This window comes from Paludibacter propionicigenes WB4 (assembly GCF_000183135.1).
Taxonomy (GTDB): domain Bacteria; phylum Bacteroidota; class Bacteroidia; order Bacteroidales; family Paludibacteraceae; genus Paludibacter; species Paludibacter propionicigenes.
In genome coordinates this window covers 600,960-617,506 of the sequence record NC_014734.1, presented here as the reverse complement: position 1 = coordinate 617,506, position 16,547 = coordinate 600,960, and the positions used below count along the sequence as shown (strand labels likewise).

At 41.6% G+C, this 16,547-nt stretch carries 16 protein-coding genes; 3 read left to right on the top strand and 13 right to left on the bottom strand.

All coding sequences use genetic code 11. From position 1 onward, the window contains the following. Positions 1 to 71: 71 nt before the first annotated feature. Positions 72 to 758: a transposase gene (locus PALPR_RS02520; RefSeq protein WP_013444036.1), complete on the bottom strand. Its 687-nt coding sequence runs from the start codon at positions 756 to 758 to the stop codon at positions 72 to 74. A gap of 159 nt (positions 759 to 917) precedes the next feature. Between PALPR_RS02520 and PALPR_RS02515 the strand changes: the two genes are divergently transcribed. From PALPR_RS02515 to PALPR_RS02505, 3 genes are all read left to right on the top strand, one after another. Next, complete coding sequence (locus tag PALPR_RS02515) at positions 918 to 2,204, top strand: AAA family ATPase (protein ID WP_013444035.1); 1,287 nt, start codon at positions 918 to 920, stop codon at positions 2,202 to 2,204. After that, complete coding sequence (locus PALPR_RS02510; protein WP_013444034.1) at positions 2,194 to 2,766, top strand: hypothetical protein; 573 nt, start codon at positions 2,194 to 2,196, stop codon at positions 2,764 to 2,766. Before PALPR_RS02515 ends, PALPR_RS02510 begins: the two co-directional genes overlap by 11 nt. A gap of 497 nt (positions 2,767 to 3,263) precedes the next feature. Next, complete coding sequence (locus PALPR_RS02505) at positions 3,264 to 4,025, top strand: DUF6261 family protein (protein WP_013444033.1); 762 nt, start codon at positions 3,264 to 3,266, stop codon at positions 4,023 to 4,025. A 53-nt stretch (positions 4,026 to 4,078) separates the two neighbouring features. On the opposite strand, the gene PALPR_RS02500 is transcribed toward PALPR_RS02505, so the two are convergent. The 12 genes from PALPR_RS02500 to PALPR_RS02450 form a co-directional block, all read right to left on the bottom strand. Beyond that, entirely contained in the window at positions 4,079 to 4,846 is a 768-nt protein-coding gene (locus PALPR_RS02500) for an ABC transporter ATP-binding protein (RefSeq protein WP_013444032.1), read from the bottom strand. A 122-nt stretch (positions 4,847 to 4,968) separates the two neighbouring features. Continuing rightward, positions 4,969 to 6,000, bottom strand: coding sequence for a FecCD family ABC transporter permease (locus PALPR_RS02495; RefSeq protein WP_013444031.1), 1,032 nt, complete (start codon positions 5,998 to 6,000; stop codon positions 4,969 to 4,971). Positions 6,001 to 6,006: 6 nt separating this feature from the next. Beyond that, positions 6,007 to 6,492, bottom strand: coding sequence for a tRNA (N6-threonylcarbamoyladenosine(37)-N6)-methyltransferase TrmO (gene tsaA, locus PALPR_RS02490; protein WP_013444030.1), 486 nt, complete (start codon positions 6,490 to 6,492; stop codon positions 6,007 to 6,009). Positions 6,493 to 6,501: 9 nt separating this feature from the next. Continuing rightward, entirely contained in the window at positions 6,502 to 7,509 is a 1,008-nt protein-coding gene (locus tag PALPR_RS02485) for an ATP-binding cassette domain-containing protein (protein ID WP_013444029.1), read from the bottom strand. Positions 7,510 to 7,531: 22 nt separating this feature from the next. Beyond that, complete coding sequence (locus tag PALPR_RS02480) at positions 7,532 to 8,215, bottom strand: GTP-binding protein (protein WP_013444028.1); 684 nt, start codon at positions 8,213 to 8,215, stop codon at positions 7,532 to 7,534. A gap of 178 nt (positions 8,216 to 8,393) precedes the next feature. Beyond that, positions 8,394 to 10,721, bottom strand: coding sequence for a TonB-dependent receptor (locus tag PALPR_RS02475; RefSeq protein WP_013444027.1), 2,328 nt, complete (start codon positions 10,719 to 10,721; stop codon positions 8,394 to 8,396). Between the two features lie 19 nt (positions 10,722 to 10,740). Then, positions 10,741 to 10,989, bottom strand: coding sequence for a hypothetical protein (locus tag PALPR_RS15750; protein ID WP_148226414.1), 249 nt, complete (start codon positions 10,987 to 10,989; stop codon positions 10,741 to 10,743). Further along, positions 10,980 to 12,032: an ABC transporter substrate-binding protein gene (locus tag PALPR_RS02470; RefSeq protein ID WP_171805015.1), complete on the bottom strand. Its 1,053-nt coding sequence runs from the start codon at positions 12,030 to 12,032 to the stop codon at positions 10,980 to 10,982. Before PALPR_RS02470 ends, PALPR_RS15750 begins: the two co-directional genes overlap by 10 nt. A gap of 63 nt (positions 12,033 to 12,095) precedes the next feature. Beyond that, complete coding sequence (locus tag PALPR_RS02465; RefSeq protein WP_013444025.1) at positions 12,096 to 12,305, bottom strand: heavy-metal-associated domain-containing protein; 210 nt, start codon at positions 12,303 to 12,305, stop codon at positions 12,096 to 12,098. Between the two features lie 47 nt (positions 12,306 to 12,352). Further along, positions 12,353 to 13,108: a hypothetical protein gene (locus PALPR_RS02460; RefSeq protein ID WP_013444024.1), complete on the bottom strand. Its 756-nt coding sequence runs from the start codon at positions 13,106 to 13,108 to the stop codon at positions 12,353 to 12,355. A 6-nt stretch (positions 13,109 to 13,114) separates the two neighbouring features. Next, a complete protein-coding gene (locus tag PALPR_RS02455; RefSeq protein WP_013444023.1) occupies positions 13,115 to 14,134 on the bottom strand; it encodes an ABC transporter substrate-binding protein in 1,020 nt (339 codons plus the stop codon). A gap of 145 nt (positions 14,135 to 14,279) precedes the next feature. Then, on the bottom strand, positions 14,280 to 16,526 hold the full coding sequence (locus PALPR_RS02450) for a TonB-dependent receptor (RefSeq protein ID WP_013444022.1): 2,247 nt from the start codon (positions 16,524 to 16,526) through the stop codon (positions 14,280 to 14,282). Positions 16,527 to 16,547: the final 21 nt, after the last annotated feature.

The following is a 16,547-nucleotide window of genomic DNA, read 5'->3' as shown; positions in this document are numbered from 1 at the left end:
GTAAAGAATCCATTCGCAGTGTTTTTACTGTCAATGCAGGATAACAGTGAAAACACTGTCAAATTAGATATTCATTGCACATAATACCTGTCGTCATTCCAGTTTGCAATGTTCATATCGATATAAGCACCTATCCGCCGACATTCTTCGTAATCGCGGATAACATGATCGTGAAACCGGGTTTGCCAAACCTTCTGTCCTTTAGTTTGTCGCAATGTATTTATGCGTGCCGTAACTATCGATTTAAAACCACCAACAAATGATGATATCGATTTCGGTTCACGAAATGCAACGCCATTATTACCCGTTTTCTGTATATACGCACGGCTGTGCGTATCGATATTAGCATCGATATCACCCCGTAGAGCCGCACGGTTGTGCGTCTTATAATACGAATTACCACTGTTGTCATCAGACGCGTGCGTATCGGCATCGGTATCACGTAAAGCCGCACGACCGTGCGGCTCTACAATAACGGTTGGGTGTTCGATACGTAATATCGCATGGATATGATTGGGCATAATGACGAATGCATCACAAAATAATTCCGACCGGATTTCAAATGATTTGTTCCACTCCTCCTCCACTATTTGCCCGTACGTCGATAAATACATTTCTTTATCAACGATACTACCGAACAAACATTCACGATATGCTGTATTGATAGTAATAAAATACAGACCTTCACTGCTATAATCCCACGACTGCCAACGAGCAATTATTAGGTTAACTATCTTCTTTGTTTCTATGCTTGACAATACATTTATTGTAAGAATTAGAAAACAATAATTCTCTGCAAAAAAAATGTATTATCTACTACTGGATAAGATATTGATTTTAGTGATTCCGTATTTGTATGAATAGATAAAATAGACTATTTTTGTTCTATCTTAATAAAGAATAGAATAACCCTCATTATGAATAAAATAATAATACGTAATATTGGTCCGATTGAAGATATTACTATTGATTTAAATAAAATCAATGTAATTATGGGACCACAGAGCAGTGGAAAAAGTACTATTGCAAAAATAATTAGCTACTGCACATGGGTTGAAAAAGATGTTGCTGTAAATCAATCTTTAAACGCTTATAAGGCAGAAGGATATTTTAAAGATAAACTTGAAATTTTCCATAAACTTAAAGGATATTTTAAAGATAACTCTGAAATAATTTATCATAGCGATGTTATTAAAATAAATTACTCTAATCAAGTTTTTAATATTGACTGGACAGACAAGTATGCCTACAAACGAAGTAAAATTGCCTATATTCCTGCTGAACGGAATATAGTGATTATGCCGGAAATGGAAAAGGTAGAAATGCCCAATAATAATATTCGTAGCTTCTTATTCGATTGGTTTGATGCAAGAAAAGTATATTCAAAAGAAAACAGTATCTCAATTTTACAATTGGGAGTAGATTACTATTTCAATGAAGAAGCTAAAGAAAATCATATAGAAGTGTCAGATGGTGTAAACAAATATGACATCTTACTATCAAATGCATCAAGTGGTTTGCAATCTATCATCCCAATGACTGTAATGATTGAATACCTGACTAATTGGGTGTATAATAATGAGCAAAATCTTTCTTTCGAAGAAAAAGAAAAAAAGAAAAAAATAGTAAATACTCTTAGTATCGAAAGAGTTATTGAACCTTTCATCGGAAAAAAAGTAACTGAAATAAATGAAGAGATTGTCAATAAATATGAAGAGATTACAGAACTACTGAAATCGCAAGACAAAAAAGCTGTCACGCTGATTAGTGATTACCTCGAGAAAACGAACAATTTATTTAATATCCACAATACTCAATTCATTATTGAAGAACCAGAACAGAACCTTTTCCCTGAAGCTCAACGTGATTTAGTTTATTATTTACTAGAAAAAAGTAAAGATAAAGCAAGAGATCATCGATTAACACTAACTACCCATAGTCCTTATATACTATATGCTCTTAATAATTCCATGATGGGATTTTTGGTAAAAGACAAAATACCTGAGATTGAACAAGCCGGATTAAAATGTAAACCAGCATGGATAGACCCCAAATTAGTATCGATTTGGGAAATTGAAGATGGAAAGATCAATAATATACAAAATGAAGATGGTTTAATCGGAGATAATTACTTTGATACTTCAATGAGGAAAGTAATGGATGATTTTTACACCATGCTAAATTATTATGGAGATGAAAAGTAAGGTTTTAGCTGCGTACCCACATTTTCAAGTAGAAGAGCATGCCTGTAATTTATTTATTGCAGATTATACTTCACAAATAGAGAATCAACGAGAAGTTGAGATTCACACAACAAAACCGACTGACATTGACAGTTTTGAAATTAGAAATCCAACGCCAATTCAAACATGCTCTGTTAAATTCGATAATAATTCTTTTCAGGATACAGATGGTAAGCCTTTGACACAATGCGAGTGTGTAAGTTTTCCCAATGTTCCAGTTGTAAATAAGCCATGGCTTTTGTTCCTTGAATTAAAGTATTGTCAACAGCCAAAGAAACAAAGAAATCTCAATAAAGCCAAAAGCCAATTATTTGCGACAATGGCATATTTTAAAGAGAAAGGTATAATTGCCGATCAGCAACCTTGCTACCTAATAGCATCTCTACCATTATTAAACAAACCTCCTTTTGAAAGTTTCATATTAATGCCATCTGAATTACAAAAACTCAAAAGAGAGGAAAACATAATTATTAAAGGAACAAATGCAATAACGATTAAAAATGAATTTCTGATTCAAGTTTAAATCTTTGAATTATAAATTATAGAGAACACTTTCTTTTTACAAGACTCTTACATTTAACACGGATACACCCCCCATCGCTCCGAGCGATGGCACCATTTTTTAAGATTCGACTTATCGCTCCAAGCGATGGGTCGAATCTTTTTAATTTTGCCCAACCGCCAGCGCCGAAAGCACCAATGTTAAGCGGTTGGAGCAATCGCTCGTGCCGAAAGCGTCATTCTCTTAAACTTCTGCCCATCGCTCGCGCCGCAAGCTCGCGGGCAGAAAAAGTACCTCATCGCCCGGAGCGATGACAACCCACCGAAAAAAAATTTCTATTATGCTCAATTAACGCAAACGCTTTGTTAATCGGGGTTGTGTGAAAATGAGGATAATTCAAGTGAAAATTTTTGTCATTTCACTAAAAATATTTTTATTTTTATATTAACCATTTCAGAAATTGTATTTATATTTGCGTTAATAATTTACTAATACTAACAAATAAACTACAATTTTCCATGAAAGTAAAAATTATCCGTTTGCAATTAAGTCATCTATGGAACAATGAGTATTGCATGTTTGTGAGCCAACTTGTGGCTATTTTTCTTAAGTATAATGCAGAGGCATTGCATCTGAGAAAAGCTTTCGACCGCCTACAGGGCACGTTGCCCGAGATTGCTAAAATCAAAGCGTATGACCTTAGTAGTGCTATCAGTAATCAACTCTCCGACCTGAACAACGAGCGCCGGACATTGATTTTAGGCATCACGGAACAAGCTAAAACTTTTGGCAGATTAAGTATGCAGGGCGTATCGCAACATGTGGATGTGCTTACAAGATTTATCAACAAACATGGTCGCGACATTGGTACCACCAACTACAACGACAACACAAAACGGTTTAATGATTTGATTGCCGACTATGATAATAGTCAGGCTGTGCAGGAAGCTGCATCGGTATTATACTGCCGCATTTTGTTCGACCAGCTGCGAACGGTAAATACGCAGTTTGCTAGTTTGTTTCTACAACGCACACAAGAAGATTCGTCGATTCAAACAGTTGATACCCGCGCTATACGCAGCGAAACAGATGATGTATTGAATGATTTTTTCAATGCCTTTGAATTTTGCAGTTTGGAGTACGAAGGGTTAGACTACCAGACTCCGGCCAATGAAATGAACGACATAATTTCACACTATAAAACCGAGCTGAAAGCGCGCACTACCCGCAGGCTTGAAGGGAAAGAGGTACATTCCGAAAAACCGATATCAGTTTCATAACACGCCAACGGAATCGGCTGAATAACCACAGTGTTGTTCAGCCGATTTTACAGTTACACCTCCGGCACACAAACCAGCCGTGTATCGTCCAACGGACGTACTTTTACATCCACTCCGTAAATTTCTTTCAGTACCTGTTCCGAAATAATATCGTTGGCATGCCCCGCTTTGCGTAACGTGCCCTGATGTACAACGGCCACATTGGCATTGCACATAAAAGCATGGTCGGGCGAGTGTGTAGCCATCATAATGCCCAGTGCGTTATTTTTCAGCGCATTTACCTGCCGGATAATGTTGATTTGGTTTCCGAAATCCAGACTGGAAGTGGGCTCGTCCATAATGAGGAAAGCGGGTTGCTGAGCCAATGCACGGGCTATAATCACCAACTGTTGCTCGCCACCGCTCAGGTGCGTAAAGGTGCGGTGCTGAAGGTGTGTGATATTGAGCAAGTCCATACACTCCCCGGCCAGTATGCGGTCGCGCTTACCGGGCGACCCGAAAGCAGACAGGTGAGCAGTGCGCCCAAACAGCACCACATCCATCACCGTGAATGGAAAAGGAAGCGAACGTGCTTGCGGAATGTAACCAACCAGGCGCGCAAACTGTTGACGATTCCAGTGTTCAATGGGTTTTCCGTTCAACAGTATGGAGCCCGAAAGAGGTTTAAGAACGCCCAACATGGATTTAAACAAGGTGGTTTTGCCAGCACCGTTTTTACCCAGCAGACACACTATTTCGCCCGTGTTCAGTTCAAAATTCACATCCTGCAGCACCGCATTACCTCCATATCCGAACTTTCCGTTTTGTATTTCGAGCTTCATACTATGTAATATTTATTGAAATTTTATTTGAAAGAAATGTCGTACTCACAACCCATAACTTATAACCTGTAACTCACAACTTGTAACTTGTAACTTGTAACTCGTAACTTGTAACTATAAGGCTACCACGACTTCTTAGTTGATCTGGACAAAAATACCAGAAACAAAGGCGCTCCGATAAGCGAAATAAGAATGCCGAGCGGAATTTCGAGCGTAGTGGCCGACCGTGCCACATCGTCTACCAACAGCATAAAAATACTGCCGGACAAACACGAAGCCGGAAGCAGGTATTTATGATTGGGGCCTACCAGAAAACGGGCAAAATGCGGCACAATCAATCCTATCCACCCGATAAGTCCGGCAATGCAAACCACCGAAGCCGTAATCAGCGAAGCACAACAAATAACTATAATGCGAAGCCGCCCGGTATTTACGCCCAGCGCCTTGGCTTCCTCGTCGCCAAACGAAAGCACATTGAGTTTCCAGCCGAGCAGCAACATGGGAATAATGCCTGCAACCACCAGCGGAAGCACCACTTTAATTTCGTCGAAACTAATGCCGGCCAGGCTACCCATAAGCCAGAAGGTGATGTCGGGCAGTTTAGAATCGCTGTCGGCAATGTATTTCATCAGCGAAATCAACGCGTTGAAAATGGCTCCGGTGACCATGCCCGAGAGTACCAGCATCAGGATTTTATCATGATTCTTACCGATAACCCGGCTTACCAAAAGCGCCAGCAACACTGCCAGCAACCCGAAAAAGAAAGCCATAAGTTGCACACCGATAAGCGGCAACGACAGGGTGATGGCAAGCGAAGCACCAAATCCGGCACCGGAACTGACGCCCAGTATATCGGGACTGACCATAGGATTCCGAAAAAGTCCCTGATAGGCCGTACCGGCAATGGCAAGCACCGCTCCCACTATCAGCGCACCGATAATGCGGGGCAAACGCACATTGAGCAGCACGGTGGGCAAAGAAGAATCGACACTGTGTCCGGTAAACAGGTACGTGAGCAAATCGGAAACCGAAAGCGGATAGCGCCCCAGGCATGCCGACAGCAACACCGAAACAACGAGCAACACACCGAGCCCGACAAAAATAAGTGTTAGCCTCCCTCCTTCCCTGCTTTGTAGCTTAGCTGTTGGGTTCATGCGGGTCTATTTAAATCGTTCGTCGGACCGAAGTTCTTCCAACGGAAGATCCTTGTTTTTTTCGAGCCAGCCCAACTTTACATCAAATCGGTTGTCGTAGCGCGGATAAAAAGGTTTAATGTCAATAAGCGGCGTACCGTCCAGCATATCTACCTGTTCAATGTGAATGATATTGCCCTCCACACCGATCAGTTTCACGGTGGAAAGCCCAATGGCATTGGGGCGTTTGGGAGCCTTACAGGCAAAAATCCCGCGCTCTTCGGTATCCATAAACGGCACTACAACCAGTTTATACCCATCGATTTTATGGAAACGATAGAGCAAAGTGAGATGCGAAAAGCCTTCAATATCTTTTAATCCTGCCGCATACTCGGGCAGCAATTCTATATACCCCCGAATGCCTTCGGCAGCTATGGGTTGAATAGGCATATTCTTCACATCGGTGTGCGGTGTGTGAATAATGCCAATGGGTTTAATAATAATATCTTCCATTATCAGTTTTTAAAAATTTGTATCTTCAATAATTTCACCAAGGCGAAGTTTATTTCGCAGTGTCAACATTTTATTATCAATTGCTTCCAAAGCCGACAGATTGTTTTTTTCGTTTTCGGAAGTGATAATAAGCTTATGAATTCCTCCGTTTTTGATAACCAGTCGCTGTTCAGCCATCAGAGCCAGAATAGGATCGTGTGTGGCTATCAGGATGATTTTTTCGTTTTTTACCAGCAGTTGCAATGCTTTTTTTCGGTCGATTCCGGCATTTTCAATTTCGTCAATCAATACCACAGGCGATGTGCTTAGAAAAGCCGTATCGGCTATCATTAATGCGCGCGATTGCCCGCCGCTCAAAGCGGTTAGCGGTGTTTCGGGCAGGAAACTTTCGCCTGCCAGTAAGTTGGCTTGCCGGATAATTTCCTGTGCAACGGACTCAATATTCCCAACCATTCTGCTTTCGGCATGCATAGTTATAAATTCGCTCACGGTGACATCCATCACGAAGTTCATGTTTTGCGACAGCTGCGCCACCAATTTATGATCCAACGAGAAACGCAGCTCCGAATCGGGCGTTTCATTGTTTATCAATATCGTTCGCCCGGTAGGCGTATCGCCCTGCGCCAACCACTCAATATCGGCCAACAAACGACTTTTCCCCGAACCTGTCGGACCGACAATGCTGGTAATACTTCCCGCGTTCAGGGTTAAGGTCTTATCTTCAGGAGTTCCATTCTTATCCTTTCCGCCAATAATGGTTATCGAATGAATCCGCTGCGCATTGCCCGGAGTTTCCAGCAATTCCCGGTTTTGCATATAAGCTTCAAAACTTTGAATCAATTCGGCTTTCCCAATACCAATATCTTCAAAAAAATCAGCAGGAAGGCTATCCAGTTGCCCGGCAAGAGATAAATCCCCGGGTTGAAAAGAAACACCATAATGCGTGAAAAAATCCAGCACATAAGGCATCTCCTGCTTTAGGGTTACGAAATTCTTGAGGAGAATATCATTTTTCATTTTCAATTCATCATTTTTCAGTTTAAAACCCTATTTTCTTCAAATTTCCCACCTGATATTCCGACCCTATTTTTGTTTCGCCCAGGCAATACGAACAAAGCGCAGCCGGCATTGAAAAGCGCAATTTTTCGTCGTTCAGCGATACAGTCTCGTTGGCTTCGAGCATCATGCGCGACAGTTCGAAAGTGCCTTGCCCGTTGATTCCGTTCACAAACATGATTTTAGCCTTGGCATTGGCCTGACGGACACGGAAAGCAAACACCTCGCGCTCAGCTTGTGAAACAATATCACCTTTAGTTATCACCACAATATCGGCCATACGCAGCATGGGTCCTATTTTTCGGGGCGTGTCCATTCCCATCAGATTATCGATCACACAGACCGCCAGCACATGCTTGATATGCGGCGAACAACGGTTACACAGTCCGGCACTTTCCGTAAAAAGATATTCGAAGCCCTGCTGTAGTCCCCAGTCCACGCCATCCTGTATGTTGCTTACAAAAAAATGATCGGGACAAAGATTACCCGAAAGACCCACTTTAACCGGCACATTGATACGGGCAAACTGCTGCGCTTCGTTGGCATACAGGCAGTCGAACTTGATGACACCGGCTGTGTGCCCATCCTGTTGCATGTTGCCGATAAGCTTTAGCAAAACGGCTGTTTTTCCGGATGACGGAGGACCTGATATAGTTATTAGTTTCATTTTTTTTATATTTGGAACAGGAATCAAGACATTATACTTTTGTCATTTGATTTTATACTCTAATATTCCTGTTTTACAATAAACATGCCTTTTATGTAAGTAGCTGATTTTATGCAATTCTTTCTGTATATATAAAATTATCATCCTACCTAAATGTAAGCCAATTCTTTGTTCATTCTCAAAACTTCAGGTTCAGCATTAGCTTCACGTTTCGCCCCATGCCGTATACTAACGATTCAAACGGTCGATACTTATTATCAGTCAGGTTATCACCCCGAAGTTTCACATCCCAATCGAATGCCCGCCCTTTGTGACTGTACCCCGCCGAAGCCCCAAACAGACAATAACCGGGTGAAACATAACCACCATCGGCACTGGGTGCAATCCGGTTTTGAGTGATATAAAGCCGCACATCGCTACTTACATACACCGACGAAGCCGAGTTAATCAATCGGCGCAGTGAAATATCCTGATAAAAATTAAACGGCGGAATATTTCGAAGTGGAACTCCAACGGAGAACCAACCGGGAGCATCAGTCAGTTTATCACCCTGTGTAAATACAAACATTCCGTTATACATCAACGTATTATCGGGATGTAAGCATCCTTTCCATTTAGTTCCTATAGAAAGTTCTGCACCAAAAATACGCGCACGGTCAATGTTGTAATAGCTGTAATTAATTCCTTTTTTACCGGATCCTATCCAGTATTCCATGGATATAAAGTCCTGCAAAAAATTACCAAACATGCTCAGATCGAAGGACAGGAATCCGACAACACCACGCAATCCGGCATCAAGGTTCAAACCGTATTCGGGTGTCAGATTGGGATTGCCATAAACCACACCATCGGAAGTGGAATTGACAATAAACATTTCCGAAGCATCCGGCATGCGACACGAACGCGCAACTTGAAACGAACTAAAAACATTGGGAGATACCTCATACACAGCTCCCGCCGTGCCATTCCATGCAGTAACGCTGCTTTTTCGACCGACGGTTTGAAGAGTGTCGTGTACATCACCCTCATTAATTCGGGAATAATCGGCTCGAAGTCCGGCTCTGATTTTTAATTTGCTATCCATCGATTTGTATTCCGTTTCGGCAAAAACTCCGGCCAACATCACACCTGCATCCTTTGATACCCGGTTTTTGATATTGATAGTATGAAAGAAATCGGTGTATTCTGTGGGTGACTGTATGCGGTAATAAACGCCATCCGTACCGATGTTCAGTTCCATTTTTTTATTCAATGACAAAACAGAAAGACAGCGCCACCCACCGTAATAATTGCTGTATTTCACATCCTCGCGGTACGACAGTTTTCCAGTTCCGATATCATACGAATCTTTGATCTGCCTGCGATTTTCCTTATCAAAATATACCGATGCTTCTATCCGTTTCAGAACGGTTTCCGGCTTCCATTTCAGCGTAAAGGCATTGTGCCAGGTGTCGTCATTAGGATTGTACACCCGCATATAATTTGTTCCGTTGAAACCTACGGGTCGTCCCCATGTACCGCCCAGATGCAGTTCGCTTTCGGCATTTGCCGATAAAGAATTATTTCCTTCCCAGGTATATGATAGTCGCATGTCTTTGTCGTGATATTCACTATTCTCGGCTTTCAGACCTTTCCCTACCGAGTAATCATTGGCATCGCGCAAACGAGCTGAAAAACTTACAGCATGATCCATATCAGCCCAATTAACTGAGCCCAACGCCGTTTTCTCGTTATTGTTTGTACCGTACGACGTCAGCGCACGACCATGCCAACCCGAAAGCAGAAAAGGCGATTTTGTCTCCATATTGATAATGCCAGTAATGGCTCCGGGGCCATACATAACCGATGCCGGACCTTTAATTACTTCCACTTTGGCCAGATCATAGACATTTACTCCCTGCCCCATGAAACTTCCCGAGAAATTTCCCATACGGCGGTTACCATCTTCGGTAACGAGAAGTCGCTTTCCACCCAAGCCGCGCAGCACAATGGGCGAATGATACTCGCCGCGTTTGGTGATGCCGGGCACTTCTTCCAACACATCGATAAGCGAAGCAGCTATTTTTTCCTCTATCACCATTTCGTCTATATTGGTTTGCGAGTAGCTTTGGGTGAGCACCTGTCGCCGTAGTGGTGCTGTGACATTGACATCGGCCAATGCCGTAATTTTACTTTTCGTTTCTATCCTGATAACTGTGTCATTCATAACTTTGCCTAAAGAGACATAGACAGACTGATAACCAACATGCGAAAAGCTTAATCCTACTGTAGCCGGTTTCTTTAAACGAAGCTCAAAGCTTCCTTTAGCATTGGTTACGCCCCACAATTTTATTTTCCAGTCGCTAACGGTAAAATCCGAAATCGGTTTTCCGGTGTCTTTGTCTGAAATTACTCCCCGAATAGTTTGGGAGTAAGCGGAAAAAGAACCGGCAAGAAGACAACAAATAATTATGGCTAATAATTTATAGTTCAAGTTGTATCGTTTTATTTCTTCTATGTCGTACACAGTAGTTTAAAGCTTCAAATCACAATCTCCGCCTACAATTTTCATTGTTCAACCGCTTGGTTGAGTCATTCAACTGAACGGTTGCATCACTCAATAGAGCGGTTACATCATACAAGAGAACGGTTGCGTCATCCAAAAGAGCGGTTACATCACCCAAGAGAGCGGTTACATCATATAAGAGAACGGTTGCGTCATTCAAAGGAACGGTTGCATCACCCAAGAGAGCGGTAGAATAACCTGACTTTTCGACCTCGGAGTCTATCGCCACGCATATAATCCTGCATACTCCTTATCCATAAGCTCATAATGATAAAAAATGCGGTAAAACTCTTTCACCTTTTGCCGGGTGATTTCGTTAGGCTGATTGTAAAACAAGTCATTAAACCACACCAATCCGAGGATTCGATTGACCGAAGGCGGAATATCAAACCAGGAGTATGGTTCCGTGGGTACGAAGAATACCCGCTTGGTTTTTGTAGCCGTTATGCCACGCCATGTTGCTGATTTCAATATATTGCGATACGGACTTGCCTCTCCTTTTCCAACACAAAACACATAGTCAGGATTCCACGCCATAACCTGCTCCATCGAAACCTGAGCAAAACCTTTGGCATCGAGTGAAACATGCGCTGCATTGGAAATTTTCATAACATCGAATAGTTGCGCATGATTGCTGCTGTTTGGCGATGTGCGTAGTCCGTCATTATCGTTAGCCATATAAGCCTTGCCCGCGACACGCTTACCTTTGGTGTATTTTTCCACATCGCCGTAAACCGAGCGAATATAACCGGAGCAGGATTTTGCTTCGGCAGTTTTTCCCAGTAACTGTCCGAGGAAATCGTAGGTTTTGTCCAGATTCATTAGCTCCAAATCAACCACTACCAACGGAATATTTATTTTGGAAGCAAAAGCTTCGTAGCGACTCACATTGTCCCTGTCCTCCAGAAATGCCCCAACAATAATCACATCGGGCTTTAGCTTTATCACCTCTTCGGCATTTTTGGTGTCAATCTCTCTTTTACTCAGAAAATCTTTACTGATAAACCTCAGATACGGGCTTTCCATGCTTCGGGCTTTGGCTATCATCAGGTTTCCAGCAACCGAAAAAAGTATCGGATTGGTTTTGTTGTCGTATGGAATTACGCGTGTAATCTTGTCGGGAACAGTTACCTTACGTCCTGCCATATCGGTAATGGTTCGGGCATTAGCTACCACCATTACTCCAAAAAGCAGAATTACAAGCAGTAACCCGCCGGCATTACTCCCGATAATCCGCTGCATCCTGTGGCGTAACCCTGAAAAATTGTACATATTGACTTTATAGATCATATTCTTACAGTCATTTAACGGATAATGAATGCTTCAAAGGTTCTGTCAGTGAATGCTTATTAGAGTGAAGCCTACTTTCTGAATAGCTTCGCTCAGTAAAGCATCGGCAATTTCATTTTCGAAGCAAACCAACGCTTCGTTTTTATCCTGGTTTACGTCCAGGGAGGTAGCATCAATGCCTCTCAGGGCTGCTTCTACTTTAGCAACACATTTCTTGCAATGCATTCCTTCTATTTTTAATGTCTTTTCTATCATAGAGTTGTTTTAATAATTCATCGTTGTTTTTCGGAGAGTAGTATCATTTATTTTATTGCCTGCCATTGCAAACTGAGTTTCTGTGTATCGTTACCCACACCTTTAAAACGAGTTACCATAAACTTGGCATAAAGTCCCTCGCGTGTTTTAATCAGGAACACAGGTTGCAAATCGATCTGAGCTTCTGCCGAGACATCGGTCATATTAAACACTCCTCCAATGTTAGGTCGGAATTTATGGCCAATCATCAACGAATTATAAAGCGTAGTTGCCGTAGTTTGAAGCAGCATTAACCCATTAGTTTTAGTAGTATGAATTTCAGTTCTGTATTTTGCAAGATTGATATATGGGTCAGGTTTTAGTTTTGCTATTTGCTTGGCAGTAATGCTGTCTTTAGTAAAACTATTGAAATAGGTAACCCCCTGACCTACCAAAGCAGCTGTTACAGTTTTTGAAACATTTAATGTATCGGTGTACATAAAAATAACCGGATATCCGCTTCCGCTATAATCGCCGTTAGCAAGAGGTGCATAAGCCATTTCATTATAGAATAATAAATCATATCCAAACGTGCTGTTAGCTGACTTCAGGTACAATGTATCAAGCGAAGAATTACCTTCGTGATAAATGTCTATACCAAAACCATTGCGTACCACCGTAGGATCGCGTTGCACCTTGTATTGTTTCAAACTGTAAATACTGTCGGTGTAAGTTACGGTTGGTGTTGTTGTGTTTTCTTGTTGACAAGAGACTAATAAAAGAACAGCCCATAAATTGTAGAAAAGAAGTTTTTTTGTTTTCATTTTATATTATTTTAATCGTTTATCAATTTCTTCGTGTCGCAAGTTGCTTTGGTATATTTTTTCTATTTCACTTGATATCAAAGCAAATCCATTAGCTGCAAAACGGGCGAAATCAGGCAAAATATAGTTGTTACTCCAACTGAGTTCAGCAGGCATCAGGTAGCCGTTCGACTGGAGCATTCGTTTAAAAGAAGAGCCATGGAAAAAGTCAAGTATCGGCCTACATGTATCCAGTTTGTTCTTTTTCACCATTAAAATCATGGGATTTAGCGGACAGCCTTCGGCAAAACGCAGTCGTTCCACACTTTTCCACGAAGGAATATGCGAGGCAGCTACATCGGGCAATACATTGAGTGCCGTACGCATATCATCCATCGAATCCATACGCTTTATAATGAGTGCAAAATGGCGCATATCGATTACATTACGGGCGAAACGGGCGATGGCATCATCGCCACACTGCTGTTGTAAAAAGAGTAGCAGTCCGGTGCTGCCTGCTTTCCCGTGGCAACCATGAACAGTTATCTGGTTCAGGAAATCAGGTTCCAGTATTTCGGCCCACGAACCTGGTTTTTTCCGTATTTCAGAAACCGAATAATCCTGGGCCACACCCCACGAACTGAATGCCAGACAGCCTATATTGTGTTGACGAAAAGCATTCAGAATAGGTTCAGGGATATATGCCTGTTTTGATTCATCAATATAACCGGATAAAATCCCCGTCTTGACGAATTTGGCATAAAATGATTTATCAAACAGGATATTATAATTTGAAGTCAGGTAAATATCCGGAAGCTCATCTTCGTAGGCTGCATGGAGAAGAAGCTTATCAAACTCGGGATTGGTACAATCGTTCTGATCAGGACAAAATATAGTGTGATATGGATTATTTGTATTGTAATTTTCAATAAAAGCATTGAATAACTCCCTGAACGGAACCTTTAACGGGCATGGCATAGTTGCTATTACCTTGATGGATTGTTGTCGAACATATTTAAATCCAGATGTTTTTATTTGTGTTTCCATTACAAATTGAATTATAAATGTTATACATTGGTTTTACTTTATGCTTTCCCCAGTTATCTACCCTCACGGGCAGATACTTGGAAAAACACTAACAGATAATGTGTAAGGCGGTTAAACAGATATGTAATTTATTAAGAGTGACATTTTAAAATTTTGTACGTAATCCTATTTTCATTTGTCGTCCGAAATCGGGATAAATAGGTGAAACGGTGCAATAGTGCGAATCAAGCATGTTGATTATCGAACCAAACGCTTCCAGACAGGTGTGTGCTATCTTGTAATTGGTAGTCAAATCCCAATTGAAATAATTGCCGATATCAACTTCCTTTTGTAAAAAGCGATCGGTCGTATATTTTGAAACGTACTTGCCCATAATATTTATTTCCAGCCCTTTATGCGCGTATGAGACTCCAATATTTCCGATAAAAGGCGGTTGCTTGGTATATTTTTTATAGGCTGAACTTTGCGACTGATATACCTGCTTGTACGAAAGATTGGCAAAACCACTCCAACGATCGGCAAAGACAGGACTCTGATACGAGCCTTCCAGTCCGAGTGTAGATAAGTTGATATTGCGCTCGTAATAACGAATCAGTCCATCTTCATCGTAATATGAACGGGTTGTATATTCCGAAGCATTGTTTTGCCTGATTCCAAAAAGAGTGAATTCTATATTGGCACCTGTCTCCGGTTTATATTGCAATCCCAGATCCAGTCCGATTCGTTGTTCCTGTTTCAACTTACCCACCGAACCGTCATCGTACAATTGTAGCGAACTATTGTCCACAGGCAATTCTCCAGAATTCAATACCACGTTGTATGTAAGTCGACTATTGCGCCGATACGAAACACCGGTACTAAAATTGACCAATACCGGTTGCGATTGATTTTGAATAGCACGGGATTCGTCGCCAAATCCCTGATTGGGAACATAATAATTGTAATACTCCCGAATCACTTTTACACCAGCATGTATATCCGTTCTGCCAAAGCTATGCTGATCAAGCACAGCCAATGAATAAATAGCACGTTTGGATTTTCCGTGGGTGTAATTTGCGGATGAAGCATACATAGCAGCCACCCGTAAATAATTATTTGCAAATGGTTGTACCGCCTGAAAAGCAGCCAGTGTAAGCACGGTATCCGGTTCGTTGAGCATGTGATTGCGAATAATGGAATCTCCCACTACAGATTTCTTTGTAACCGGATCAACAGTGAACAGGTGCATGTCAGGATACAAATCCATCCGATTGAGAATATAGCTCATTTGCAATTCTGTGGAAGCTGATTTTGCTTCGTTTATTTTTAATCTGACCGTAGAAATGTTGTACCTCATAGGATCATACTCCCAAATATCAGCCAACTGACGCATGGGTAAAGTCAGTCCCTGATAATCCACCGCCTGAGTAACAAAGCGGGTACCGTAAGTATAGAAATTTTCGACATTCAGTTCGAGTAACTTCTTATATTTGTACCCTATTTTGCCATAGATATTCCATAGATTCTCATAGCTATGACGGTTCGCCGGACCATCCGTTTTGTCGTTGTAAATAGAAAATGCATAATTGAAGTTTTGAAATTTTCCTCCATGAAGTACTCCCACTCTATACGAGTTGAAAGTTCCGTAACTGGCTTCGGCCTCCGTTGTAGCCTTGTCAAATGTTTTGGTTTTCACGTTCACCACGCCATTCAAACCACTAAAACCAAGTAGCAATGAATTTCCGGATCGCACCACTTCAATGGATTCTATCATGGTAGCAGGCAACATGGATGGTGCTTCAATCCATTGAGCCATAGGACCGGCACCGTTAGTGGATAGAGATACGCCGTTGATAGAATAGTCGGCAGCCATGTTTTGTCCCCGCACAAGGTAATAATACTTCTTCCGGCGTCCTTGTGTAGATGGAAGTCCATCCATAGAGTATTTTAATGCATCCAGTGTCGAGGTGGCTCCCATCTTTCTAATCTGATCAGCACTAATATTGGTTATAGAGGTTGCCCATGCCGAAGGCTCCACCGTAATTTCATTCAGAGGTGATGACTTCTTAACGGCATTTACCAATACCTCAGACAAGTTAACCGATTGAGATTCCAGATAGATCTCTGCATTTAAGCTATCTGTTGCAATTGCCTGTACTATTGTTTTGTATCCTAAATGACTGAATGACATTTTATAGATTCCATTGCGAGCCACACGTATTGAAAACATTCCGTTTCGGTTAGTTTGCGTTTTCCCTGATTCTCCAACGATTTGTACATTTACTTCCGCCAAAGCTACATGCGTCTGCTTGTCGAATACAAAGCCTTTCAGCACGCCGTTTCCGGTGGCTGAAAGATTTGCAACTTCAACCAACAAAACAAAAAGAAATATATAAATGCGTTTAAGAGGCATAGAAACAATGTTCAGAATTTA

Coding starts and splice junctions, on each gene's coding strand:
- PALPR_RS02515 (WP_013444035.1), top strand. CDS start 918: ATGAATAAAATAATAATACGTAATATTGGTCCGATTGAAGATATTACT.
- PALPR_RS02510 (WP_013444034.1), top strand. CDS start 2,194: ATGAAAAGTAAGGTTTTAGCTGCGTACCCACATTTTCAAGTAGAAGAG.
- PALPR_RS02505 (WP_013444033.1), top strand. CDS start 3,264: ATGAAAGTAAAAATTATCCGTTTGCAATTAAGTCATCTATGGAACAAT.
- PALPR_RS02500 (WP_013444032.1), bottom strand. CDS start 4,846: ATGAAGCTCGAAATACAAAACGGAAAGTTCGGATATGGAGGTAATGCG.
- PALPR_RS02495 (WP_013444031.1), bottom strand. CDS start 6,000: ATGAACCCAACAGCTAAGCTACAAAGCAGGGAAGGAGGGAGGCTAACA.
- tsaA (WP_013444030.1), bottom strand. CDS start 6,492: ATGGAAGATATTATTATTAAACCCATTGGCATTATTCACACACCGCAC.
- PALPR_RS02485 (WP_013444029.1), bottom strand. CDS start 7,509: ATGAAAAATGATATTCTCCTCAAGAATTTCGTAACCCTAAAGCAGGAG.
- PALPR_RS02480 (WP_013444028.1), bottom strand. CDS start 8,215: ATGAAACTAATAACTATATCAGGTCCTCCGTCATCCGGAAAAACAGCC.
- PALPR_RS02470 (WP_171805015.1), bottom strand. CDS start 12,032: ATGTACAATTTTTCAGGGTTACGCCACAGGATGCAGCGGATTATCGGG.
- PALPR_RS02465 (WP_013444025.1), bottom strand. CDS start 12,305: ATGATAGAAAAGACATTAAAAATAGAAGGAATGCATTGCAAGAAATGT.
- PALPR_RS02460 (WP_013444024.1), bottom strand. CDS start 13,108: ATGAAAACAAAAAAACTTCTTTTCTACAATTTATGGGCTGTTCTTTTA.
- PALPR_RS02455 (WP_013444023.1), bottom strand. CDS start 14,134: ATGGAAACACAAATAAAAACATCTGGATTTAAATATGTTCGACAACAA.
- PALPR_RS02450 (WP_013444022.1), bottom strand. CDS start 16,526: ATGCCTCTTAAACGCATTTATATATTTCTTTTTGTTTTGTTGGTTGAA.